This window comes from Serratia sp. BNK-33-b (assembly GCF_048684565.1).
Taxonomy (GTDB): Bacteria; Pseudomonadota; Gammaproteobacteria; order Enterobacterales; family Enterobacteriaceae; genus Serratia; species Serratia marcescens.
The window spans coordinates 4,091,080-4,113,505 of the sequence record NZ_JBLQTZ010000001.1 but is presented as its reverse complement, the minus strand read 5'-3'; the positions used below and the strand labels follow the sequence as shown (position 1 = coordinate 4,113,505).

General features: G+C 62.2%; 20 protein-coding genes and 1 pseudogene. 9 read left to right on the top strand and 12 right to left on the bottom strand.

Features of this window, described 5'->3' with window-relative positions:
* The first annotated feature begins 77 nt into the window (after positions 1 to 77).
* On the top strand, positions 78 to 482 hold the full coding sequence (gene mutT / locus ACMGGK_RS19925; protein ID WP_028127851.1) for an 8-oxo-dGTP diphosphatase MutT: 405 nt from the start codon (positions 78 to 80) through the stop codon (positions 480 to 482).
* A gap of 39 nt (positions 483 to 521) precedes the next feature.
* On the opposite strand, the gene yacG is transcribed toward mutT, so the two are convergent.
* The 3 genes from yacG to coaE are packed head-to-tail and all read right to left on the bottom strand — an operon-like array spanning position 522 to position 2,137.
* Positions 522 to 713, bottom strand: coding sequence for a DNA gyrase inhibitor YacG (gene yacG / locus ACMGGK_RS19920; protein ID WP_004932737.1), 192 nt, complete (start codon positions 711 to 713; stop codon positions 522 to 524).
* Positions 714 to 764: 51 nt separating this feature from the next.
* The gene (zapD, locus tag ACMGGK_RS19915; RefSeq protein WP_016929080.1) at positions 765 to 1,517 is read right to left on the bottom strand and encodes a cell division protein ZapD; all 753 of its coding nucleotides are present in this window, start codon (positions 1,515 to 1,517) and stop codon (positions 765 to 767) included.
* A 5-nt stretch (positions 1,518 to 1,522) separates the two neighbouring features.
* On the bottom strand, positions 1,523 to 2,137 hold the full coding sequence (gene coaE, locus ACMGGK_RS19910; RefSeq protein ID WP_079451066.1) for a dephospho-CoA kinase: 615 nt from the start codon (positions 2,135 to 2,137) through the stop codon (positions 1,523 to 1,525).
* 362 nt (positions 2,138 to 2,499) lie between these two features.
* On the opposite strand from coaE, the gene ACMGGK_RS19905 reads away from it, so the two are divergent.
* On the top strand, positions 2,500 to 3,543 hold the full coding sequence (locus tag ACMGGK_RS19905; protein ID WP_420277150.1) for a GMP reductase: 1,044 nt from the start codon (positions 2,500 to 2,502) through the stop codon (positions 3,541 to 3,543).
* A 52-nt stretch (positions 3,544 to 3,595) separates the two neighbouring features.
* On the opposite strand, the gene hofC is transcribed toward ACMGGK_RS19905, so the two are convergent.
* The 4 genes and pseudogenes from hofC to nadC all read right to left on the bottom strand — a co-directional run bounded on the left by hofC (position 3,596) and on the right by nadC (position 7,756).
* The gene (gene hofC, locus ACMGGK_RS19900) at positions 3,596 to 4,795 is read right to left on the bottom strand and encodes a protein transport protein HofC (protein ID WP_016929077.1); all 1,200 of its coding nucleotides are present in this window, start codon (positions 4,793 to 4,795) and stop codon (positions 3,596 to 3,598) included.
* Positions 4,792 to 6,234, bottom strand: a complete 1,443-nt coding sequence (gene gspE, locus ACMGGK_RS19895; RefSeq protein ID WP_049300174.1) for a type II secretion system protein GspE — start codon at positions 6,232 to 6,234, stop codon at positions 4,792 to 4,794. The genes hofC and gspE overlap by 4 nt, the downstream gene beginning before the upstream one ends.
* 5 nt (positions 6,235 to 6,239) lie before the next feature.
* Complete coding sequence (ppdD, locus tag ACMGGK_RS19890; RefSeq protein ID WP_016929075.1) at positions 6,240 to 6,677, bottom strand: prepilin peptidase-dependent pilin; 438 nt, start codon at positions 6,675 to 6,677, stop codon at positions 6,240 to 6,242.
* A gap of 189 nt (positions 6,678 to 6,866) precedes the next feature.
* Positions 6,867 to 7,756, bottom strand: a pseudogene (gene nadC / locus ACMGGK_RS19885) (carboxylating nicotinate-nucleotide diphosphorylase).
* Between the two features lie 84 nt (positions 7,757 to 7,840).
* Between nadC and ampD the strand changes: the two are divergent.
* Complete coding sequence (ampD, locus tag ACMGGK_RS19880; protein ID WP_049300177.1) at positions 7,841 to 8,437, top strand: 1,6-anhydro-N-acetylmuramyl-L-alanine amidase AmpD; 597 nt, start codon at positions 7,841 to 7,843, stop codon at positions 8,435 to 8,437.
* Positions 8,437 to 9,291, top strand: a complete 855-nt coding sequence (ampE, locus tag ACMGGK_RS19875; RefSeq protein ID WP_004932714.1) for a beta-lactamase regulator AmpE — start codon at positions 8,437 to 8,439, stop codon at positions 9,289 to 9,291. Before ampD ends, ampE begins: the two co-directional genes overlap by 1 nt.
* Before the next feature lie 61 nt (positions 9,292 to 9,352).
* Here the strand turns inward: ampE and hemL are convergent, their stop codons facing one another.
* Entirely contained in the window at positions 9,353 to 10,642 is a 1,290-nt protein-coding gene (gene hemL / locus ACMGGK_RS19870; protein WP_015376661.1) for a glutamate-1-semialdehyde 2,1-aminomutase, read from the bottom strand.
* 174 nt (positions 10,643 to 10,816) lie between these two features.
* Between hemL and clcA the strand changes: the two genes are divergently transcribed.
* Both clcA and erpA read left to right on the top strand, forming a co-directional pair.
* On the top strand, positions 10,817 to 12,256 hold the full coding sequence (gene clcA, locus ACMGGK_RS19865) for a H(+)/Cl(-) exchange transporter ClcA (RefSeq protein ID WP_033634217.1): 1,440 nt from the start codon (positions 10,817 to 10,819) through the stop codon (positions 12,254 to 12,256).
* A gap of 89 nt (positions 12,257 to 12,345) precedes the next feature.
* Positions 12,346 to 12,690 (top strand): iron-sulfur cluster insertion protein ErpA, encoded by a 345-nt coding sequence (gene erpA, locus ACMGGK_RS19860; protein ID WP_004932708.1) that lies wholly within the window; start codon positions 12,346 to 12,348, stop codon positions 12,688 to 12,690.
* 126 nt (positions 12,691 to 12,816) lie between these two features.
* Here erpA and ACMGGK_RS19855 read toward each other — a convergent pair whose 3' ends face one another.
* From ACMGGK_RS19855 to mtnN, 3 genes are read right to left on the bottom strand one after another with little or no spacing between them, the layout of a single operon-like run.
* On the bottom strand, positions 12,817 to 13,431 hold the full coding sequence (locus ACMGGK_RS19855) for a TRIC cation channel family protein (protein WP_015376663.1): 615 nt from the start codon (positions 13,429 to 13,431) through the stop codon (positions 12,817 to 12,819).
* Complete coding sequence (gene btuF / locus ACMGGK_RS19850) at positions 13,431 to 14,216, bottom strand: vitamin B12 ABC transporter substrate-binding protein BtuF (protein WP_033641486.1); 786 nt, start codon at positions 14,214 to 14,216, stop codon at positions 13,431 to 13,433. Before btuF ends, ACMGGK_RS19855 begins: the two co-directional genes overlap by 1 nt.
* Before the next feature lie 22 nt (positions 14,217 to 14,238).
* Positions 14,239 to 14,940 carry a 5'-methylthioadenosine/S-adenosylhomocysteine nucleosidase gene (gene mtnN / locus ACMGGK_RS19845; RefSeq protein WP_004932702.1) on the bottom strand — a complete coding sequence of 234 codons (702 nt, stop codon included), beginning with the start codon at positions 14,938 to 14,940 and terminating at the stop codon, positions 14,239 to 14,241.
* 129 nt (positions 14,941 to 15,069) lie between these two features.
* Here mtnN and dgt point away from each other — a divergent pair, with 129 nt between their 5' ends.
* Positions 15,070 to 16,587, top strand: a complete 1,518-nt coding sequence (gene dgt, locus ACMGGK_RS19840; RefSeq protein ID WP_016929068.1) for a dGTPase — start codon at positions 15,070 to 15,072, stop codon at positions 16,585 to 16,587.
* Positions 16,588 to 16,768: 181 nt separating this feature from the next.
* The gene (degP, locus tag ACMGGK_RS19835; protein ID WP_033641270.1) at positions 16,769 to 18,208 is read left to right on the top strand and encodes a serine endoprotease DegP; all 1,440 of its coding nucleotides are present in this window, start codon (positions 16,769 to 16,771) and stop codon (positions 18,206 to 18,208) included.
* Positions 18,209 to 18,274: 66 nt separating this feature from the next.
* Here degP and barA read toward each other — a convergent pair whose 3' ends face one another.
* On the bottom strand, positions 18,275 to 21,001 hold the full coding sequence (gene barA / locus ACMGGK_RS19830; protein ID WP_033641271.1) for a two-component sensor histidine kinase BarA: 2,727 nt from the start codon (positions 20,999 to 21,001) through the stop codon (positions 18,275 to 18,277).
* A gap of 66 nt (positions 21,002 to 21,067) precedes the next feature.
* Here barA and rlmD point away from each other — a divergent pair, with 66 nt between their 5' ends.
* On the top strand, positions 21,068 to 22,417 hold the full coding sequence (gene rlmD / locus ACMGGK_RS19825; RefSeq protein ID WP_016929065.1) for a 23S rRNA (uracil(1939)-C(5))-methyltransferase RlmD: 1,350 nt from the start codon (positions 21,068 to 21,070) through the stop codon (positions 22,415 to 22,417).
* Positions 22,418 to 22,426 lie beyond the last annotated feature (9 nt).

Below are 22,426 nucleotides of genomic sequence, written 5' to 3'. Positions count from 1 at the left end.
GGCCGCGGTTGACCGATAACACCCAGGGGTTCAGCTTGCTGAGCCCCTGTTTTTTTGACACCCATCAGGAGGGTGAGATGAAACATCTGAATATCGCCGTGGGCATCATCCGTAATGCTCAGCGGGAAATTTTTATTACCCGCCGCGCCGCTGACGCGCACATGGCCGGATTCTGGGAGTTTCCCGGCGGCAAGATCGAACAGGGTGAAACGCCGGAACAGGCGTTGAGCCGCGAGCTGCGGGAAGAGACCGGTATCGAAGCCGAACGCGCCGAACTGCTGGAGGTGGTGGAGCACCGCTTCAGCGATCGTATCGTGACGCTGAATTTTTATCTGGTAGAAGCCTGGGCGGGTGAGCCGTTCGGCCGTGAGGGGCAACCGATGCGCTGGGTAAAACAGGCGGATCTGCGTGAAGACGAGTTCCCGGAAGCCAATGTCGGCATTATTCAATTGCTGGTGGCGCAGGCGAACGCCGCGCAATAACAAGGTTGGCCTGGCGTCCGCCAGGCCAATAGCGGGCGATCAGCGATCGTCCATTTCACTCCAGTCTTCGCTTTCCGACAGATCGCTGTTGCTCGGAATGCGCTTCTCTTCATCGGCCCACTCGCCGAGATCGATCAGCTGGCAGCGTTTGCTGCAAAACGGCCGGAATGGGCTGACTTCACCCCAAACCACGCCGGTGCCACAGGTTGGGCATTTTACTACGGTCGTCATAACGGTTCCTTACGCCTTCTGTCAGTGCTGAGAAGGCTTTCTTTCACAAGTTCAACAACAGGCCAGTTCGAACGTCAGGCGTTCAGGCACCGCGCCATTTTCGCTATCCAGCGGCAGGAAACGAATGGCATAGCGCGTCTTATGGCCGGAAATCTGCGGATAAAGCTGCGGTGCCAGATGGAGGCGCAAGCGCAGCAGATCCGCCCCTTCGGCGTTGTCCTGGAAAAAACCGTTCAGACTGATTTGATTGCGGAACGGCCCGGATTGGCGGATCAGATCCAACACCATGATCAGCGCCTGGTTCAGCGGATCCAGCGACTGCAGCCAGGCGGCGACGTCGGCATCGCGATCCTGCTGCGGCGCGTGCATCCACATGTGCAGGGTCGGCAGATCAAAGCTGCAGCAGCCGCCGGGAATATTCAGCCGCTGACGCACCAGGCCGATCAGCCGGTCTTCGCGCAGCGCCTGGCCGAGGCGCGGCGCCGCCATCAGCGCCGATGAGCGCGACTTCAGCTGGCCACGCAGCTGGTCGATCAGCGCCATATCCACGCCCGGCACATCGGCCCAGGCCAACAGTTTCTGCTGCTGGCGTTCCAACTCTTTGAGCAGTTCGGTGCGTACTTCGCCGCGCTCCAGCACGTCCAGCAAATCGGAGACGGTGCGAAAGAAGGTGAGGGCGATGGCTGTCTCGCTCAGGGCGCGTTGGCCGTGCAGCTGTTGCAGCAGGAATTCGATGCGCAGCCAGGTGCGCATTTTTTCGTTCAGCGGGTGTTCAAAGAGAACGGTTGGGGAAACATCACTCATGCAGTTTAATCCTGTTGGGGCGCTGTTGCCGCCAGTTCAAGGTAGCGACGATGCAGTGCGGCGACCTGTGGCTCTATCCCCTGAGCGGCGCCGCTGTTGTCAATAATGTCATCCGCCACGGCGAGGCGCTGCTGGCGCGTGGCCTGGGCGGCGAGAATGCTCTGCGCTTGCTCACGGCTGACGCCGTCGCGCGCGATGGTGCGAGCCAGCTGGGTTTCGGCGTCGACGTCGATCACCAGCACCCGATCGGCGCGATCCTGCAGACCGTTTTCCACCAGCAGCGGCACCACCCACAGCGCGTACGGGCTGGTGGCCTGCGCCAGTTGGCGCTGGGTTTCACGGTGTATCAGCGGGTGCAGCAGCTGGTTCAGCCAGGTTTTGTCATCGGGATGGCTGAAGATGCGCTGACGCAGCGCAGCGCGGTTCAACGCGCCGTCCGGCAGCAACATTTCATTACCAAATCGTTCGGCGATCGCGGCCAAGGCAGGGGTGCCCGGCTCGACGACCTGACGGGCGATCACGTCGGCGTCGACAAGGGTTGCGCCGTGGCGCGCAAAGGCGTTCGCGACGGTCGTCTTGCCGCTGCCTATGCCCCCGGTCAACGCAACAATGTAGGCCATGGTGTTAGGTGCATCCGATGTTCATAAAAAAATAATAGTCGAATCATAAAGCGATCGCGCAGAAGTGCAAGTCGGCAGGCGGCGCTTGCGCATCGGCACCGATCGGGTGGCGAGAAAAAACGCAGCGGCACGGCAAAAATGAGCGGGCAATCACACTGCGATTATGCAGGTAAATTTGTCGGATTGTAGCGTAAATAAAGGCGAATTCGCAGTCTTGTTCGGCGATTATTAGCGCGTATTATAACGTCACTGGAACTGGCATTAATCTCGCCGCCGTCTTTTTGCGCCACTGGAAAGCCGTCGGGCAGAGGTTCGAATATCCTCCTTGCGATCCGTCGCCATTAACCAGGAAATCATAAGTCATGCGTATTGAAGAAGATTTGAAGTTGGGCTTTAAAGACGTGTTGATCCGCCCTAAGCGCTCCACGCTGAAAAGCCGCTCCGAGGTTGAACTGGAACGTCAGTTTGCCTTCAAGCATTCAGGTTGCAGCTGGTCCGGCGTGCCGATTATCGCGGCCAACATGGACACGGTGGGCACCTTCCGCATGGCCGAGGCCCTGGCTTCTTTCGACGTTCTCACCGCCGTACACAAACATTACAGCGTCGAGCAATGGGCTGACTTCGTGCAGCGCATGCCGGAATCGGTGCTGCGCCACGTGATGGTCTCCACCGGCACCTCCGAAGCCGACTTCGCCAAAATACAGCAGATCCTGGCCCTGTCTCCGGCGCTGAAATTCATCTGTATCGACGTGGCCAACGGCTACTCTGAACACTTTGTCGCCTTCCTGCAGAAAGCGCGCGAAGCCTGCCCGGATCACGTCATCTGCGCAGGTAACGTGGTCACCGGCGAGATGGTGGAAGAGTTGATCCTCTCCGGCGCCGACATCGTTAAAGTTGGCATCGGCCCGGGGTCGGTATGCACCACCCGCGTGAAGACCGGCGTGGGCTACCCGCAGCTGTCGGCGGTGATCGAATGCGCCGACGCGGCCCATGGGTTGGGCGGCCAAATCGTCAGCGACGGCGGCTGCTCGGTGCCGGGCGATGTCGCCAAAGCCTTCGGCGGCGGCGCGGACTTCGTGATGCTGGGCGGCATGCTGGCCGGCCACGACGAGTGCGAAGGCACCGTGGTGGAAGAGAACGGCGAGAAGTTCATGCTGTTCTACGGCATGAGCTCCGAGTCGGCGATGAAGCGCCACGTCGGTGGCGTAGCGGAGTATCGCGCGGCCGAAGGGAAAACCGTCAAGCTGCCGCTGCGGGGCGAGGTGGAGTTTACCGTGCGCGATATCCTCGGCGGCCTGCGTTCCGCCTGCACCTACGTCGGCGCCGAGCGTCTGAAAGAGCTGACCAAGCGCACCACCTTTATCCGCGTGGCGGAGCAGGAAAACCGCGTCTTCGGCAGCAAATAAGCCGCAGCTTGCATTCGGGCGCCGCGCACCGCGTCGCCCGCTATCCTCTTCTTTATCCCAGCACGCTGCCCAGTTGAAAGATAGGCAGATACATGGCGATCACCAAAGCGCCGACAATCCCGCCCACCACCAGCATCAGCAGCGGCTCCAGCGTTTGCGCCAGCGTATCGGCCAGCTCGTGCGTCTGCCGTTCATACCACTGCGCCAACTTATCCAGCAAGGCGTCCAGCGAACCGGACTCCTCGCCCACCCGCACCAGCTGCCGGCACAGTGGCGGAAACAGCGGTTGCAGACCCAGGGCCTGATGAAACGCTTCGCCTTCGGCGATCTGCCGTTGCACCTGCTCCAGCGCCTGCCGGTACAGCAGATGATCCGCCGCCAGCGCCGCCGCGTTCAAGCCTTCCACCAGCGTCAGCCCCGCGCGTTGGGTCATGGTCAGGATACGAAACGTTTGGCTCAGCGCGCCGCCGTTCACCAGCCGGGCAATCAGCGGCAGGCGCAGCAAGGCGGCCTGTTCGCGTTGGCGCCACGGAGGGCGCGGATGCAACCAGCGGAAGTAGCCGAACAGCGACGCGCCGAGCAGCAGCGCCAAATAGGGGCCAACGGCGATCAGCAGCGCGGACAGCCCCAATAACCCTTGGGTAAACCAAGGCAGCGGCGCATCGAACGACTGATAAACCTTGGCAAATTCCGGCAGCACCATCACCAGCATCAGCACGCTGACCAGCAGCGCCACCGCACAGATGAAAAGGGGATACCGCAGCGCTTTGGTCACTTTGCGGCGCAGCAGGTGCTGAGCCTCCTGCTGTTGCGCCAACTGCAGGCAGCAGCGATCGAGGTTGCCGGTCAGTTCGCCGATGGCGATCAGTTGGCGATAGATCGGTGGAAAAACGCCTGGTTGCGCGGCAAGGCTTTCGGAGAGCGGCTGCCCTTCGCGCACCTGTTCTGCCAACAGGCGCAACAGGCAACGCCAGGCTGCCGAAGGGTGCTCTGCCGCCAGAAGCTGCAGCGTATTGACCAGCGGCAGCCCGGCCTGCAACAAGGTAGCGAGCTGGCGGGTGAAGTGGATTAAGGGTTCTCCGCGCCATTGGCCGGGCGTGACGCGTTTGCCGTGCCCGATCCGCCAAGGTTGCAGGCCTTGTTCGATCAGCAACCTGCTCACCTGCCGCTTTTCATCGCTCATCAGTTCGCCGCGGCGTAAGGCGCCCTGAGCGTCGAAGGCCTGCCACAGAAACAACCGGCGCGCTTTCATGGCGTGGTTACGCCGAGCCGGACGACGTCGATGACGCGGTACAGTTCTTCCAGCGAGGTCGTGCCTTCGGCGGCCAGCGCCAGACCCGCCTGCAGCAGCGAAAGCTGCCCCTGTTCGCGGGCGATATCCGCCAGCAGACTGGGAGCGGCGTTCGCCAGCAATGCTGCCTGAATTTCCGGCGTAATGGCCAACAGTTCATACACGCCGATGCGCCCATAGTAGCCGCCGAAGCAGTGCTCGCAGCCGTCGGCACGCCAGGCGGTCAGCGGTTCCGGCCAGATCGCGGTGGGAAAATGCGTCGGCTGGCTGTGCGGGTAGCGGCAGTGGCGACACAGCCTGCGCACCAGCCGCTGGGCGACGACCAGCTTCAGGCAGCCGGCGAGCAGGTAGCCGGGGATACCCATGTGCATCAGCCGCGTCAGGGTCTCGCCGGTGGAGTTGGTATGCAGCGTCGACAGCACCAGGTGGCCGGTTTGCGCGGCCTTGACCGCGATCTCGGCGGTTTCCGCATCGCGGATCTCGCCGATCATGATGACGTCCGGATCCTGGCGCAGCAGGGCGCGCAGCACTCGGGCGAAGCTCAGCTCGGTTTTGGCGTTGATCTGGGTCTGATTAACGCCGAACAGCGGGATCTCGACCGGATCCTCGACGCTGCACAGGTTGCTCTGCGCATCGTTCAACTGGCGCAGACCGCTGTACAGCGTCACCGTCTTGCCGCTGCCGGTCGGGCCGGTCACCAGGATCAAACCTTGCGGGCAGGTTAACGCCGCCGCGTAGCGCGCCAGATCCGCCCGGCTCATGCCCAGTTGGTCCAGCGGCAGCTCTTGCTGCTCGCCCTGCTGAACGCGCAGCACCACTTTTTCGCCGTGTAGCGTCGGCAGAGTGGCGATACGCATGGCATAGCGCGCGCTGTCCAGCGTCAGGCTGAGCTGCCCGTCCTGAGGCTGACGGCGCTCGGCGATATCCAGCTGCCCGAGGATCTTCAGCCGGGCGATGAGGCGCGCGGCCAGCTGCGGCGGCGGTGAGGCGAGGGTTTGCAGCACGCCGTCGATGCGCAGACGAATGCGAAAATGCTGCCGAAAGGGCTCGAAGTGGATGTCCGAGGCGCGGCGCTGAATAGCCAGGCGCAGCGTCTGGTTGATGAACTGTACCACCGGCGCATCGCCGTCGTCGGGGTAGGCGATGTCGGTCGTGTCCTCTTCGGCCGTCAATGGCGCCGGGAGCGGCTCGTGGTGCTGGTTCAGCGCCATCTCCAGCCTGGCCGCCGGCCATTGTTCCAAATGGATGCGCTTGCCGGTGGCGAAACGCAGCGCCGCCAGCAGCCCCTGCGGCGCTTCTTCGCTGAGCGCGACCGTCAGGGTGGTCGGGTCTTCGCTCAGCGCCAGCGCCTGATAGCGCCGGCACAGGGCGTGAACCTCTTCGCTGATTTGCGCATTCATCGCCGTTACTCCGCCGCGTTGTCGAAGCGGAAGACTTCCTGGCACACCTCAACCAGCGTCGCGTTTTCGCTGCTGCACAGCCGGGTCCAGCGGGTCAGTCCATCGGCGTTCGACTTGGGGGTTAATGCCACCGCCAGGCCCTGCAGCGTCTGGCTGCCGGTCAGCGTGATCACGCCTTTGACGACTTTCACCCCGCTGACATAGCGCGACGTGCCGCCGGTGGGAATGCCTTTGCTGCCGGCCTCGCAGCCGGCGGGCGTGCCTTCGTCCAGCACGCACAGCTCGACCGCCATTTTATACGGCGCCATGGTTTGCAGCATGTCGGTCATCGCCGCTTTCTGGATGTAGCGCTGGTAGGCGGGAATGCCGATGGCGCTGAGGATGGCGATGATGGCGATCACCACCATCAGTTCTATCAGGGTAAAGCCGCGTTGCGTTTCCATGCGTTGTTTCCTCCATTGGGGTGTGGAAGACAACGGTAGCGGCTTGCTCGGGGGCACGGCGAGGGGCTTTTACGCGTTTCTCGGCGCGCCTCCATCAGTAATGATGTGGTTTGCAGCGGTGAAAAAAACGGTGAGAGGGGGTTCGCAATTTTACGGTGACGCCCCCGGCGGCGGCCGGGGGCGAGGGGATCATTTGAAGCGCATCGACAGATCGAGTGCAGTGATGTGCTTGGTCAGCGCACCGACCGAAATGTAATCCACGCCGGTGTTGGCGAAGGTGCGCAGCGTCTCACTGGTGACGTTGCCGGACACTTCCAGCTGGGCGCGGCCCTGGGTTTGGGCGACCGCCTGACGCATCATCTCGACGCTGAAGTTGTCCAGCATGATGATGTCGGCGCCGGCATCCAGCGCCTGCTGCAGTTCATCGAGCGATTCGACTTCCACTTCCACCGGCACGTCGGCGTGCAGCCAGAAGGCTTTTTCCACTGCGTTTTTGATCGAGCCGGAGGCGATGATGTGGTTTTCCTTGATCAGGAAGGCATCGGACAGCCCCAGCCGGTGGTTGCTCCCGCCCCCGCACAGCACGGCGTATTTCAGCGCGGTGCGCAGGCCGGGCAAGGTTTTGCGGGTATCGAGCAGGCGAGTCCGGGTCCCTTCCAGCAGGGCCACGTAGCGGCTGACCTCGGTCGCCACGCCGGAGAGCGTCTGCACGAAGTTCAGCGCGGTGCGCTCGCCGGTCAGCATCACCCGCGCCGGGCCGCGCAGCCGGCAGAGCGGTTGGTTCGGCGTCAGACGGTCGCCGTCCGCCACCAGCCACTCCACCTGCACCTGATTGCCCAACTGAATAAAGACTTCGTTCAGCCAGCGGCGGCCACAGAACACGCCGGCTTCGCGGGTGATGACGGTGGCTTCGGCCTGTTTGTCTGCCGGTAACAATTGCGCGGTAATATCGCGCCCGGCGTCGACTTCCCCCCCAGGTCTTCGCGCAGCGCCTGGGCGACGGCATAGGGAATATCACTTTCAATTCGTTCAAGAAGCTCGGTGCGGCGACTGTCGGCACTGTAGCGGCGTGTCGGCATGGAAAACTCCGAAATGGACGGTTAGATCGTAGGGGAACATGCTACTCTGTTGCAGGAATAAGTACCACCGCAGAGAGGTGTCTGATGCAGTTGGAAAATGGCTGGATTGTCGGGGTGACGCGAGTGCTCTCGCCGCACTGCGATCGGCGCCCGGATGACGAGCCGCCCTCGCTGTTGGTCATCCACAACATCAGCTTGCCGCCCGGCGAATTCGGTGGCCCCTATATCGACCAGCTGTTCACCGGCACGCTCGACCCTGCGCAGCACCCTTATTTCGCCGATATCCATCAGCTGCGGGTGTCGGCGCATTGCCTGATTCGCCGCGGCGGAGAGATCGTGCAGTATGTGCCCTTCGACCAACGCGCCTGGCACGCGGGCGTTTCCCTGTATCAGGGGCGCGATCGGTGCAATGATTTCTCCATCGGCATCGAGCTGGAAGGGACTGACCAGTTGCCCTACACCGAGGCGCAATATCGCACGCTGCAGGCGGTCACCGTGCTGCTGGCCGAACATTACCCACCGCTGGCGGCCAATATCGCCGGGCATTGCGATATCGCCCCCGGCCGCAAGACCGATCCCGGGCCGGCGTTCGATTGGGATCGCTATCTGGCATCTCTGGAACAACGCGGCGCGCCCGCCGACGCTATGCTTGAGACAAGAAAAAGGGAGAGGAATCGCTAATGACGCTGTTTACGCTGTTGCTGGTTTTGGCCTGGGAACGCCTGTTCAAGCTGGGAGAGCACTGGCAGCTGGATCATCGCCTCGAAGTGGTATTTCAGCGGCTGCATCGGGTTTCGCTGGCGCAGACACTGGCGATGACCGCCGCCTGGATGGTGATCGTCTGGGGCGTTCTGTGGCTGTCGCACGGGCTGTTCTTCGGCGTGGTGACGCTGCTGCTGTGGATCGTCATCGATCTGCTGTGTGTCGGCGCCGGCATCAAGCGCAAACACTACCGCGCCTACCTGAAAGCGGCGCGGCAGGGGGATATCCACGCCAGCGATCAGATGGCGGAAGAGCTGGCGTTGATCCACGGCTTGCCGGTGGACTGCAGCGAAGAGCTGCGCCTGCGCGAGCTGCAAAACGCGCTGCTGTGGATTAACTTCCGTTATTACCTGGCGCCGCTGTTCTGGTTCGTGGTCTTTGGGCCGTACGGGCCGATCGCGCTGGCGGGGTATGCCTTCCTGCGCGCCTATCAAACCTGGCTGGCGCGCCACAATACGCCGCTGGAGCGTTCGCAATCGGGCATCGATCACCTGTTGAACTGGCTGGACTGGATCCCGGTGCGTTTGGCCGGGGTGGCCTATGCGCTGTTCGGCCATGGCGAACGCGCGTTGCCGGCCTGGTTCGCCTCGCTGGGGGATCGGCATTCGTCGTCGTATCAGGTGCTGACGCGGCTGGCCCAGTTCTCGCTGGCGCGCGATCCGCATATGGATCCGGTGCAAACGCCGCGGGCGGCGGTGACGCTGGCGCGCAAGGTGACGATGATCATCGTGGTGGTGGTGGCGCTGTTGACCATTTACGGCACGCTGCTTTAAGCCGCTGAGAAAAACAAAACGGGCGCCGAGGCGCCCGTTTTGTTTGGCCATTCGGCCGGGATTACAGCTTGGCGAAGCAGCGACGCGCGGCGTCGATGGTGCGCTGGATGTCTTCCTTGCTGTGCGCCACGGACATGAAGCCCGCTTCGAAGGCGGACGGCGCCAGATACACCCCTTCTTCCAGCATCAGGTGGAAGAAACGCTTGAAGCGTTCCACGTCGCACTGCATCACGTCCTGGTAGCAGGTGACCGCCGGCGCGTCGGTGAAGAACAGGCCGAACATGCCGCCAACGTTGTTGACCACCAGCGGAATATTCTCCTCCTGCGCCGCGTGCAGCAGGCCAGCGGCCAGCATCTCGGTCAGTTCGGTCAGCGTCTGGTGCACGCCGACCTGTGAGACTTCGGTCAAACAAGCGTAGCCCGCCGCCATGGCGATCGGGTTGCCGGACAGGGTGCCGGCCTGGTAGACCGGGCCGGTGGGCGCCAGCGCGTCCATCACCTCGCGACGGCCGCCGAAGGCGCCCACCGGCATGCCGCCGCCGATGATTTTGCCGAGGCAGGTCAGATCCGGTTCGACGCCGTAATAGGATTGCGCGCCGGCCAGCGCGACGCGGAAGCCGGTCATCACTTCGTCGATGATCAAGAGCGCGCCGTACTTGTCGCACAGGGCGCGCAGGCCCGGCAGGAATTCTGGCAGCGGCGGCACGCAGTTCATGTTGCCGGCGACCGGCTCGACGATAATACAGGCGATCTCGGACGGGTACTGTTCGAAGGCGGCGCGCACCGAATCCAGATCGTTATAGGTGCAGGTCAGAGTGTGCTTGGCGAAGTCGGCCGGCACGCCCGGTGAGTTCGGCTGGCCGAGGGTCAGCGCGCCGGAGCCGGCTTTCACCAGCAGGCAGTCGGCGTGGCCGTGATAGCAGCCTTCGAACTTGATGATTTTATCGCGGTTGGTGTAGCCGCGCGCCAGGCGGATGGCGCTCATGGTGGCTTCGGTGCCCGAGTTCACCATGCGCACCATATCCATCGTCGGCACCAGCTCGGTGACCAGCTGCGCCATTTTGACTTCCATCTCGGTCGGCGCGCCGAAGCTCAGGCCGCGCTGCGCCGCTTCGATCACCGCGTCGCGGATCGCCGGGTGGTTATGCCCCAGCACCATCGGCCCCCAGGAACCGACATAGTCGATATAGGCCTTGCCGTCGGCATCGAACAGGTAAGCCCCGTCTGCCCGCTCGATAAACAGCGGCACACCGCCCACGCCGGTGAATGCACGCACCGGAGAGTTTACCCCGCCGGGGATCAACTGTTGCGCCTGGGCGTACAGACTTTCGGACTTGCTGTGTAGGCTCATAAATCGGCTCCTGGATTCTCTTTTGAATGATTTGACCGCGCTATTCTAGAGGAGAGCGCCGCGTTATGAAACGATCACAGTCAGATACCATTAACGGCAGCGTCCGCCGCCAGGTTGGGGTAGAATTATCGCCCTGCCTATTTGTATTACAAATTACCTGACGAATCACTCGCGATGACAGAATCACAATCACAGCCAGTCGGGACGTTGAGCCCGCGTCTGCGCCGCAGCGATGCGGTGCGTCAGTTTATTCGCCGCGATAAAACCCCGGTGGCGATCCTGGTGATGGCCGCGCTGGTGGGGGCGCTGGCCGGTTTGCTCGGCGTGGCCTTCGATAAAGCGGTGGAGTGGGTGCAGCAGCAGCGGTTGGCTTCGCTGGCGCAGGTCGCCGACTCCTGGCTTCTGGTGTGGCCCCTGGCGTTTATCCTGTCCGCCGCGCTGGCGGCGCTGGGCTATTACCTGGTGCGGCGCTTTGCGCCTGAGGCGGGCGGCTCGGGCATTCCGGAAATCGAAGGCGCGCTGGAAGAGCTGCGGCCGGTACGCTGGTGGCGCGTGATCCCGGTAAAATTCATCGGCGGTATGGGCACCCTGGGGGCGGGCATGGTGCTGGGGCGCGAAGGGCCCACGGTGCAAATGGGCGGCAACGTCGGGCGCATGGTATTGGACGTGCTGCGCATTCGCGGCGCCGAGGCGCGTCATACGTTGCTGGCGACCGGGGCCGCCGCCGGGTTGTCCGCCGCGTTCAACGCGCCGCTGGCCGGCATCTTGTTCATCATCGAAGAGATGCGGCCGCAGTTCCGCTACAACCTGATCTCGATTAAAGCGGTGTTTATCGGCGTTATCATGTCGAGCGTGGTGTTCCAGCTGTTTAACGGCCAGGGGGCGGTGATCGCGGTCGACAAACTTTCTTCGGCGCCCATCAATACCCTGTGGCTCTATCTGGTGTTGGGGGCAATCTTCGGCGCGGTGGGCGTGGGGTTCAACGCGCTGATCTTCCGCACCCAAGACATGTTCGCGCGCCTGCACGGCGGCAGAATGCGCAATGTCTTGCTGATGGGCGGGCTGCTCGGCGGCGTGTGCGGCATTCTGGGGCTGATCCAGCCGGAGGCGGCGGGCGGCGGCTTTGGGCTGATCCCGATCGCCGCGGCGGGCAACTACAGCGTCGGCATGTTGATGTTTATCTTTATCACCCGCATCTTCACCACGCTGCTGTGCTTCGGTTCCGGCGCGCCGGGCGGCATCTTCGCGCCGATGCTGGCGTTGGGCACGCTGTTCGGCACCGCCTTCGGGCTGGCGGGGGCACATCTGTTCCCGCAGTACGGCATCGAGGCGGGCACCTTCGCCATCGCCGGCATGGGGGCGCTGTTCGCTGCCACGGTGCGCGCCCCGCTGACCGGCATCGTGCTGGTGCTGGAAATGACCGACAACTACCAGCTTATTTTACCGATGATCATTACCTGCCTCGGCGCCACGGTGGTGGCGCAGCTGCTCGGCGGCAAGCCGCTGTATTCGTCGATCCTGGCCCGCACGCTGCAAAAGCAGGAGGCGCAGCTGGCGCGGGAGGCGGCGCAGAAAACAAGTAAGGAAAATACAACAAATGCGGTGAATACTTGAACGCAACACTCAGGTATCGGATAATCGTTAATATTAATCAGGCAGCCATAGTCGCGATCTGATGCTGAACAATGTTGGGAGTAAAGAGTATGAGTGATCAAACGGCACTGCCCCTGCAATTTACCGAGGCAGCAGCAAACAAGGTTAAGTTCCTGATTGCTGACGAAGAAAACCCGAACCTGAAGTTGCGGGTTTACATTACCGGCGGCGGCTGCAGCGGATTCCAGTACGGCTTCACTTTTGACGACAAGGTCAACGATGGCGACATGACCATCGAGAAGCAGGGCGTGGCGCTGGTGGTCGATCCGATGAGCCTGCAGTATCTGGTCGGCGGTTCGGTGGACTACACCGAAGGGCTGGAAGGATCGCGCTTTGTGGTGACCAACCCGAATGCCAAAACCACCTGCGGTTGCGGTTCGTCGTTCAGCATCTGAGTTTGCCTGCCAGAATATCAACCCGCTCGCCTTACGGCCGGCGGGTTTTTTTATGCCTACCCTTCCACGAGAATCACTGCCGTGCCGTTCTCCTGCGCCGGCCGGCCGTGAGTGATGTGCGGCGGCTCAGCGTTCGAGAATAAAGGCGGGCAGCTTGAGATGCCAACGAATGGCCGCCAGCCGAATGGCCAGGGTAATGAGCATGCCCAGCATCATGGCCTGTTGCAGCGGCATATTGAAGGTGTAAAACGCCGTGGCGTGCACGATGCCGCCGATGATGCAGGCGGTGGCGTAAATTTCGGTGCGCAGGATCATCGGGATCTCGCGCGCCAGCACGTCGCGGATAATGCCGCCGCCGACGCCGGTGATCACCCCCATACAGATCGCCACCAGCGGGCCGGTACCGGCCGCGAAGGCCTTGTTGACGCCGATGCCGACGAACACCGCCAGCCCGACGGCGTCCAGCACCGGCAGCACCCACTTCGGCAGGCGGCGCGGCTGGCGCACCAGCAGCAGCGTCAAGACGCAGGTGATCATCGCCACCACCAGATCGGTGGGATCCTTGACCCAAAATACCGGGCCGTTGGCCAGCGCCATGTCGCGGATGGTGCCGCCGCCGACCGCGGTGACCACGCCCAATACCAGCACGCCGAACGGATCCATGCGCAACTTGCCGGCCAGCAGCACGCCGGAGACGGCGAACACCGCCGTGCCGAGAATATCCAGCCAGAACACCAGCATCAGCGGATCTCCGCCAGCTGGCGGCACAGCTGCTGCGCCGCCAACAGGATGCGCGGCCCGCCGCGATTGAACCAGTCTTCGTTCAGCGCGATCACCGGCACCTGCAGCTGCGGTGCCCAGAAGGCTTTCACATTGGCGGCCTCTTTCTCGCCGCCGGTGATGACGATGGCCTGCGGCTGACGTGCCAGCACCTGCTCGCGGCTGATCTGCGGCCAAGGGGTGCGGCTGTCGGCGAAGACGTTCTGCCCGCCGCACAGCGCCAGCACCTGGCTTTGCAATGTGGCGCCGGAGCTGGTGAACAGCGGCTGGGTGCCGAACTGCAGCAGCACACGCCGTGGCGAGTTAGCGGCGTACTGTTGCTTGAGAGCGGCGAACTGGCGGCGAAGGCCGTCCGCCGCCTGATGCGCCTGCTCCGGGTGCGGGCTGTAGCGCGCCAGCTTATCCAGCAAGCCGGCGATCCCTTCGAGATTGTCGGCGTCCGCATAGAAGATCGGGATGCCGAACGCGGCGAGCTGATCCAACGCGCGTTGTGGATTACCGCCGCGCCAGGCGAGGATCAGATCCGGCTTGAGCGCCAGCACCCGCTCCAGATTGATGCCCTGCCAGGAGGCTACCTGCTCCAGCCTGGCGGCCTGCGGCGGGTAATCGGAATAGGCGCTCGCCGCCACCAGCACATCGCCCATGCCGGCGGCATAGGCGAGTTCGGTGGCGTTGGGCGCCAGGCTGATCACCCGCTGGGCGGCGCCGACCGGCAGGGCCAGCCAGAGCGCCAACAGACAGAGCATCGAGGTGAAGCGCTGCCTCACATCAACCGCGCTTGGCCAGGGTTTGCAGCATGGCGTTGACCATCAGCGTGGACTGCTTGGCCGCTACCACCAGGAACTCGTCAAAGCTCATGTGCGATTCGCTGTCGGCGACGTCGGAAATGGCGCGCACCACCACGAACGGCGTGCCGAACAGATGGCAGACGTGGGCGATCGCCGCGGCTTCCATTTCCACGGCGGCGACGCGCGGGAAGGTGGCGCGGATGCGCGCCAGCGGCTCGGCGCCGTTGATGAAGGCGTCACCGCTGCAGATCAGGCCGCGCACCGCGTGCAGATCCAGCTGTTTGATGCAGCTTTCCGCCAGCGCGATCAGCGCATCATCGGCGACGAACGCCGCCGGGCAGCCGGCCATCTGGCCCGGCTCGTAGCCGAAGGCGGTGACGTCGGCGTCGTGGTAGCGCACTTCTTCCGACACCACGATGTCGCCCACGCGCAGCGTGCTGGCCAGGCCGCCGGCGGAGCCGGTATTGATCACCACGTCGGGGCTGCAGTGCTCCAGCAACAGGGTGGTGCCCATGGCCGCAGAGACTTTGCCGATGCCGGATTTCAGCAGGGCCACGTCAACGCCGCCGATCTGGCCGGTGTAGATTTCGCAGCCCGCGCGCTGGATGGTTTGACGGTTTTCGATTTGATCGCGCAGCAGGGTGACTTCCTGCTCCATTGCGCCGATGATGCCTACTTTCATAAATAACACTCGCTGATTGGCCGTGAGAATTGCGGCATAGTCTATCATGGCTGTGTATCAGAGATAATGCGTTGCATCCGCTGCCGGGAATTGTTATCACGGGGGCAGGGCGCAACGGCGGAGAAACAGATGTCCGGGATCGACTTCAAGCAAAAAATCAGCTTCCAACGGCCTTTCAGCAAACCGATCGAGGCCGAGGAAGAGTACGACATCGTGCGGCAGTTCGAGAGCGATCGCGGGCGCATCGTCAACTCGGCCGCCATTCGCCGTCTGCAGCAAAAAACCCAGGTGTTTCCGCTGGAGCGCAACGCGGCGGTGCGCAGCCGCCTGACGCACTCGATGGAGGTGCAGCAGGTCGGGCGCCATATCGCCAAAGAGATCCTCAACCGCTTCAAACAGGCGGGGAAGATCGACGAACTCGGCCTGACCCGGCTGCTCGATCCGTTTGAAAGCATCGTGGAAATGGCCTGCCTGATGCACGACATCGGCAATCCGCCGTTCGGTCATTTCGGCGAATCGGCGATCAATGACTGGTTCGCCCAGCGGCTCGATCCCGCCAGCTGCGGCAGTGAGCCGGGCAGCCACGATCGCTGCCAGGTGGCGACGCTGCGCCTGCATGAAGGGGAGAGCGATCTGAACCGGCTGCGCAGCCGGATCCGTCAGGATCTCAGCCACTTCGAGGGCAACGCCCAGGCGATCCGCATGGTGTACAGCCTGCTCAAGCTCAACCTGACCTACGCGCAGGTCGGCTGCATTTTGAAATACACCCGCCCGGCCTACTGGGCGAGCGACATCCCCGCCAGCCACAGTTACCTGATGAAAAAGCCCGGCTACTATCTGGCGGAAGAAGCCTTCGTCGATCGGCTGCGGCGTGAGCTGCATATGGGCGAGTTCGATCGTTTCCCGCTGACCTACATTATGGAGGCCGCCGACGATATCTCGTACTGCGTGGCCGATCTGGAAGACGCGGTGGAGAAGAGCATTTTCACCGTCGAGCAGCTGTATCAGCACCTGATTCAGGAATGGGGCGAGGTGGCGCCGGGCGATCTGTTCGACAAGACCGTCGCCAGCGCGTTTCGCAAGATCGATCGCGGCGGCGCGCGGCGCAGCGCGGAAGATCAGTTCTTCATGTATCTGCGGGTGTTTACCGTGGCGCGGCTGGTGCCGCACGCGGCGCAGCGCTTTATCGACAATCTGGACGCGGTATATCAGGGCAGCTTCAATCAGGCGCTGCTGGAGGATTCCAGCCCGGCCTACCGGCTGTTGAAAATATTTAAAAATGTGGCGTTCAAGCATGTGTTCAACCACCCGGAGGTCGAGCAGCTCGAGCTGCAAGGCTATCGGGTGATCAGCGGCCTGCTGGACATTTACAGTCCGCTGTTGGCGATGTCGCTGGCGGACTTCACCCTGCTGGTGCGTGAAGACAGCCACCGCGCGTACCCGATCGAAACGCGTCTGTTCCACAAGCTGTCCACCAAGCATCGGCTGGCGTATGCGGAGGCGGTAGAAGGGCTGCAGCATTTATCGCCGGAGCAGCAAGCCATTCGGGAATATTATTTCCGCGCGCGTTTATTGCAGGACTATATCAGCGGAATGACCGACCTTTATGCCTATGATGAATATCGTCGATTAATGGCGGCGGAATAATTAAGCTGAGGAATAATTATCAGCAATTCCAACCGGTTGGCTGTCTTGATTTTTGTAAAGACGGACAATATTTGTTTACTATTGCCAATCATCTGTGCCGGAACTTCAGGCTATTAATTAACTCTGAATAAGCACGCAAGACGGCCATTCTTTTTTGAACGACTTTATAAGAGACACACAGATGAAAAAAACCGCATTAGTTCTGAGCGCATTGGCATTCAGCATCGGCATGGCGATGGGCCCGGTGACGGCCAGCGCCGCTGAAACCGCCTCTTCCTCCACCCAACAGCTGCCGAGCCTGGCGCCGATGCTGGAAAAGGTGATGCCTTCCGTGGTGAGCATTAACGTTGAGGGCAGCACCACGGTCAACACGCCGCGCATGCCGCAGCAGTTCCAACAGTTCTTCGGTGAAGATTCGCCGTTCTGCCAGGACGGTTCGCCGTTCCAGGGCTCGCCGATGTGTCAGGGCGGTGAACAGCCTGGGCCGGATGGCCAGCCGCAGGGCACGCAGCAGAAATTCCAGGCGCTAGGCGCCGGGGTGGTCATCGATGCCGCCAAGGGCTATGTGGTGACCAATAACCACGTGGTGGATAACGCCAACAAGATCCAGGTGCAGCTGAGTGACGGCCGCCGCTTCGACGCCAAGGTGATCGGCAAGGATCCGCGCTCGGACATCGCCCTGATCCAGCTGAAAGACTTCAAGAATCTGACGGCGATCAAGATGGCGGATTCCGATCAGCTGCGCGTCGGCGATTACACCGTGGCGATCGGCAACCCGTACGGGCTGGGCGAAACCGCCACTTCGGGCATCGTTTCCGCCCTGGGGCGCAGCGGCCTGAACATCGAAAACTACGAAAACTTTATCCAGACCGATGCGGCGATCAACCGCGGCAACTCCGGCGGCGCGCTGGTTAACCTGAACGGCGAGCTGATCGGCATCAACACCGCGATCCTGGCGCCGGACGGCGGCAACATCGGTATCGGCTTCGCCATTCCGAGCAACATGGTGAAAAACCTGACGGCGCAAATGGTCGAGTATGGCCAGGTGAAACGCGGCGAGCTCGGCATCATGGGCACCGAGCTGAACTCTGAGCTGGCCAAGGCGATGAAGGTTGATGCGCAGCGCGGGGCCTTTGTCAGCCAGGTGATGCCGAAGTCTTCCGCCGCGAAGGCGGGCATTAAAGCCGGTGACGTGATCGTCACCATGAACGGCAAGGCCATCTCCAGCTTCGCCTCATTCCGGGCGGAGATCGGCACGCTGCCGGTCGGCAGCAAAATGTCGCTGGGCATTATCCGCGACGGCAAACCGGTGACCATTGATGTCACGCTGGAGCAAAGCGCGCAGACCCAGGTGGCCTCGGGCAATATTTACACCGGCATCGAGGGCGCCGAGCTGAGCAACACCCAGGTCGGCAACCAGAAAGGCGTCAAGGTCGACAGCGTGAAAGCCGGCAGCGCCGCGGCGCGCATCGGCTTGAAAAAAGGCGATGTGATCCTGGGCGTGAACCAACAGCCGATACAGAACCTGGGCGAGCTGCGTAAGATTCTCGACAGCAAGCCGTCGGTGCTGGCGTTGAATATTCAGCGCGGCGAGAGCCAATTGTACCTGCTGGCGCAGTGATAAACGTCAGGCGCTAAAAGAAAAAGGCACGCTGCGGCGTGCCTTTTTGCGTAACGGCCTGCGAATTCAGGCCGGTTGCGTCAGATGCGCGTGCGCCGCGTGGATCACCAGTTCAATCTCATCCAGCAGCTCCAGCCATTCCGGCTCCAGTTCGTCGTTGGTGACGCCCTGGCGCAGTTGCCGCTCGAGGTAGAAACACAGCTGCTTGAGGCGTGGCACGCCGCTGTAGCTGCAGCTGCCGTGCAGCTTATGGACCAGATCGAGGATTTCGTCGTCATGCTGGCCGTCGAGCAGCGCCTGCACCCGTTCGCGCACCTGCGGCAAGAAATCGAGCAGCATTTGCAGCAGATCGCGCGCCAGATCCGGTTTATTGGCCGCCTGACGCAACGCCAGCGGCCAGTCGAGCGACAGCGGCGCGTCGTCGGCGACGGCGTTTTCCATTTCGCCACTGTGATAGCGCGACAGCACGCGGGTCAGCATTTTCTCGTCGATCGGCTTGGCCAGGTAGTCGTCCATCCCGGCCTGCAACAGGTGCTCGCGCTCGCCGCTGGCTGCATGGGCGGTGACGGCGACGATCGGCGTGGAGTTGTGATGCGGCAGTTGGCGGATCAGCTCGCTGGCGTGAATGCCGTCCATCTTCGGCATTTGAATGTCCATCAGGATCAGATCCAGCACGTTGTCGCGCGCCAGCGCCAGCGCTTCCTCGCCGCTCTCGCACAACAGGGTTTTTTCTACCTGTTCCCCCAACAACGTGCCGATCAGCTTCAGGTTAGCCGGGTTGTCGTCAACCGCCATCACCGTCAGCGGCAGGCGTTTACGCTCAGGCTGCGCGGTGAGGCGTGCCGGCGCCTCCATCCGGAGCATCGGGAACAGTCGGGTGCTGGTGATCGGCTTGATCAGGCAGCCGAGCGCGCCTTGTTGTTTAAGCAGCTCGGCATCGATTTGCGCCTGGCACGGCAGCGCCAGAATGACCCGATCGGCCAGCTTCAGCGAGGCCAGCAATTTGTCCTCGTGCTGCGCCATGTTGTCGCGGAACGGGATGGGCACGCCGGCCAGCAGGAAATCATAGTGGCTTGGCGGCAACTGGCCCAGCGTCGGCGAGTGGGTGATCACCAGTTGCGTGACGCTGAGCATGTTGAGCGTCGCCTGCGCCGCCGTCGGGTTGGACTCGATATAGGCCAGCGTTTTGCCGTTCAGATCCGGCAGGCTCGGCGCCAGCGACAGCATGCCCTCGTTCAGATCCAGCGTGATGTGGAACCAGAAGGTCGAGCCGCGGTTCAACTGGCTGTGGAAGCAGATATCGCCCCCCATCTCTTTCACCAGCTTTTGCGTGATCACCAGCCCCAACCCGGTGCCGCCGTGGCGGCGGGAGATGCTGGCGTCCGCCTGGCGGAATGCCTGGAACAGCTGCGACTGCTGGCGTTCGGAGATGCCGATGCCGGTATCGTGGATCTGCACTTCCACTTCCACCCGGCGATCCAGCTGTTTGCGCAGCTCGACGCGAATGTCGATATTGCCGGTTTCGGTGAACTTGATGGCGTTGCCCAGCAGGTTGGTGATGATTTGCTGCAGGCGCAGCGAGTCGCCGATCACCTGCTCCGGCACGTCGTTGTGCACATCCAGCGTCAGCTCCAACCCTTTGTCATGTGCGCTGGGCGCCAGCAGCACCACCACTTCGTCCAGCGTTTCGCGCAGGGCGAACGGAATATGCTCCAGCACCAGCTTGCCGGCCTCCAGCTTGGAGAAGTCCAGCACGTCGTTGATGATGGTCAGCAGGTTGTTGGCCGAGCGCTCGATGGTCTGTAAATAGTCGGTCTGGGTTGCGCTCAGATCGGTTTTCAGCATCTGGCGGGTGAAGCCGATCACGCCGTTGAGCGGAGTACGCAGCTCATGCGACATGTTGGCCAGGAATTCGGACTTGATGCGCGCCGCCTCCTGCGCGCGTTTTTTCGCCAGATCCAGTTCGACGTTCTGGATCTCCATCTGCTCCAGCGTTTCGCGCAGGTCTGACGTGGCCTGATCGATGTTCTGCTGCATCTCTTCGTGATAGGCGGTAAGCGACATTGCCATCGAGTTGATGCCGTTTTTCAGCATGTGCAGCTCGCCGAGCATGTAGCCTTCCACGCGGCTGTCGAGCTGGCCGCGGCGGATGCGGTCGACGGTGTTCACCATATTGCGGATCGGGCCGGTCACGTCGCGCATCAGCCGGTAAGCGAACAGGATGGCGATGCACATGCACAGCAGCAGCAGCAAGGTGGAGACGAAGACCTCTTTATACTGCTGCAGCCGCACCGACTGCAGATCCAGCTCGATCGCCACATAGCCCAGGTTGTTGTCGGGATGGCTGCCGCCGTCGGCGGTTTCATCCGGATACTGGCTTTCCGACAGGATCGGCGTGCGCAGGATCAGCGAATCGCCGCGTCGGGTGAGCATCAGCTCGGTGGGCAACGGCACGCCTTTCGGCAACTGCAGCTGAGCGAAGTTGTGGTGATAATTTGAGGTGACGAACAGGTTGTTCTGCGCATCAAACACGGTGATCGAACGTACGATGTCCGAATGGCGGCGGTGCAAAAGGCTGACCAACTGCCTGACCGATTCGCGGCTGCGGAACGTCATGCCGTACTCGCTGGCCACCGCCAGCGGCTCGATGATGCTGGCGCCGGCGTCGACCAGTTGCTCCTGCAGCTCGTTATAGCGGTGCACCACGAAGAAGGTGCTGAGCAGCAAACCAATCAGCAAGGTCGGGGCCAGAATCAGGATCATCATGCGCGCACGCAGGCTGTATTTGGTCATGGGATTCCAATGTGGGAGAATTGACAGCTGACACTAGCTTAATGAACCAGCACACAATCGACAAATATGGCGCAATTCTACTCTCCCAAACGCCGCGTGACGACCCGGCAGAGCTCACAAATCTTCACCGTGACGGTGAGCGATCTCGATCCTTTTGGCCAGGGCGTGGCGCGCCACGACGGCAAAGCGGTGTTCGTGCCGGGCGTATTGCCGGGCGAGCAGGCGGAAATCCAGTTGACCGAAGACAAGCGCCAGTTCGCCAAAGGCAAGCTCAAACGCCTGCTGAGCCGCAGCCCGCAGCGGGTAGAACCGCGCTGCCCGCATTTTGGCGTGTGCGGCGGCTGCCAGCAGCAACATGCTGATGAGGCGCTGCAACAGCAGAGCAAGGCGGCGGCGCTGGTGCGCATGATCGCCCGCGAAACCGGCGTAACCCCGCAACAGGAACCGGTGATCGCCGGCCCGGAATACGGCTATCGCCGCCGCGCCCGCCTGAGCCTGGCATGGCAGCCGAAGCTGCAGCGCCTGATGATGGGCTTTCGCCAGGCGGCCTCCAGCGAGCTGGTGGCGGTGGAGCACTGCCCGGTGCTGCGGCCGGAGCTGGAACAGCTGCTGGCGCCGGTGCGCGCCTGCCTGAGCGGGCTGCAGGCGGTGCGGCGGCTGGGGCATGTGGAGCTGGTGCTGGCGGATAACGGCCCGCTGCTGGTGCTGCGTCATCTCGACGCGCTGAAAGAGGCGGATCGGCAGGCGCTGTTGGCGTTTGGCGAGCGGGAAAAGGTCGCCGTTTATCTGGCGCCGGACAGCGATCGGGTGGAAAAACTGTGCGGTGAAACGCCGTATTATCAGGTTGACGGGCTACGCTTAGACTTCAGTCCGCGCGACTTTATTCAGGTCAATGACGCCGTAAACCAACAAATGGTGGCGCAGGCCCTTGAATGGCTCGATATTCAACCCAATGATCGGGTGCTGGACCTGTTCTGCGGCATGGGCAACTTCACCCTGCCGCTGGCGCGCCGCGCCGCCGCGGTGGTGGGCATCGAAGGTGTTGCCACGCTGGTAGCGAATGGGCAATATAATGCACATAAGAATAAGCTGAATAATGCGTCGTTCTTCCATGAGAATCTGGAGGACAACGTTGCGCGGCAACCTTGGGCAGCACAAGGGTTTGATAAGGTGATGCTGGATCCCGCCCGCGCCGGTGCGGCCGGGGTGATGTCACACATTGTAAAACTGGCGCCGGCGCGGGTGGTGTATGTTTCCTGTAACCCCACCACGCTGGCTCGCGACAGCAACGTGCTGTTGAATGCCGGTTATCGTCTTGCGCGCGTGCGGATGTTGGATATGTTTCCGCACACGGGGCATCTTGAATCAATGGCGCTGTTTATCAACGAGCGTGCGCCAGAGGTCGCTGCAAAGTAGGGAGAAGTT

Bases quoted from the DNA above. Each gene is read 5' to 3' on its own strand.
- mutT (WP_028127851.1), top strand. From the start codon at position 78: ATGAAACATCTGAATATCGCCGTGGGCATCATCCGTAATGCTCAGCGG.
- erpA (WP_004932708.1), top strand. From the start codon at position 12,346: ATGAGTGATCAAACGGCACTGCCCCTGCAATTTACCGAGGCAGCAGCA.
- hofC (WP_016929077.1), bottom strand. From the start codon at position 4,795: ATGAAAGCGCGCCGGTTGTTTCTGTGGCAGGCCTTCGACGCTCAGGGC.
- ACMGGK_RS19905 (WP_420277150.1), top strand. From the start codon at position 2,500: ATGCGTATTGAAGAAGATTTGAAGTTGGGCTTTAAAGACGTGTTGATC.
- yacG (WP_004932737.1), bottom strand. From the start codon at position 713: ATGACGACCGTAGTAAAATGCCCAACCTGTGGCACCGGCGTGGTTTGG.
- ACMGGK_RS19855 (WP_015376663.1), bottom strand. From the start codon at position 13,431: ATGCTGGTGTTCTGGCTGGATATTCTCGGCACGGCGGTGTTCGCCGTC.
- btuF (WP_033641486.1), bottom strand. From the start codon at position 14,216: ATGCTCTGTCTGTTGGCGCTCTGGCTGGCCCTGCCGGTCGGCGCCGCC.
- ampD (WP_049300177.1), top strand. From the start codon at position 7,841: ATGCAGTTGGAAAATGGCTGGATTGTCGGGGTGACGCGAGTGCTCTCG.
- dgt (WP_016929068.1), top strand. From the start codon at position 15,070: ATGTCCGGGATCGACTTCAAGCAAAAAATCAGCTTCCAACGGCCTTTC.
- mtnN (WP_004932702.1), bottom strand. From the start codon at position 14,940: ATGAAAGTAGGCATCATCGGCGCAATGGAGCAGGAAGTCACCCTGCTG.
- rlmD (WP_016929065.1), top strand. From the start codon at position 21,068: ATGGCGCAATTCTACTCTCCCAAACGCCGCGTGACGACCCGGCAGAGC.
- ppdD (WP_016929075.1), bottom strand. From the start codon at position 6,677: ATGGAAACGCAACGCGGCTTTACCCTGATAGAACTGATGGTGGTGATC.
- hemL (WP_015376661.1), bottom strand. From the start codon at position 10,642: ATGAGCCTACACAGCAAGTCCGAAAGTCTGTACGCCCAGGCGCAACAG.
- coaE (WP_079451066.1), bottom strand. From the start codon at position 2,137: ATGGCCTACATTGTTGCGTTGACCGGGGGCATAGGCAGCGGCAAGACG.
- degP (WP_033641270.1), top strand. From the start codon at position 16,769: ATGAAAAAAACCGCATTAGTTCTGAGCGCATTGGCATTCAGCATCGGC.
- clcA (WP_033634217.1), top strand. From the start codon at position 10,817: ATGACAGAATCACAATCACAGCCAGTCGGGACGTTGAGCCCGCGTCTG.
- gspE (WP_049300174.1), bottom strand. From the start codon at position 6,234: ATGAATGCGCAAATCAGCGAAGAGGTTCACGCCCTGTGCCGGCGCTAT.
- zapD (WP_016929080.1), bottom strand. From the start codon at position 1,517: ATGAGTGATGTTTCCCCAACCGTTCTCTTTGAACACCCGCTGAACGAA.
- barA (WP_033641271.1), bottom strand. From the start codon at position 21,001: ATGACCAAATACAGCCTGCGTGCGCGCATGATGATCCTGATTCTGGCC.
- ampE (WP_004932714.1), top strand. From the start codon at position 8,437: ATGACGCTGTTTACGCTGTTGCTGGTTTTGGCCTGGGAACGCCTGTTC.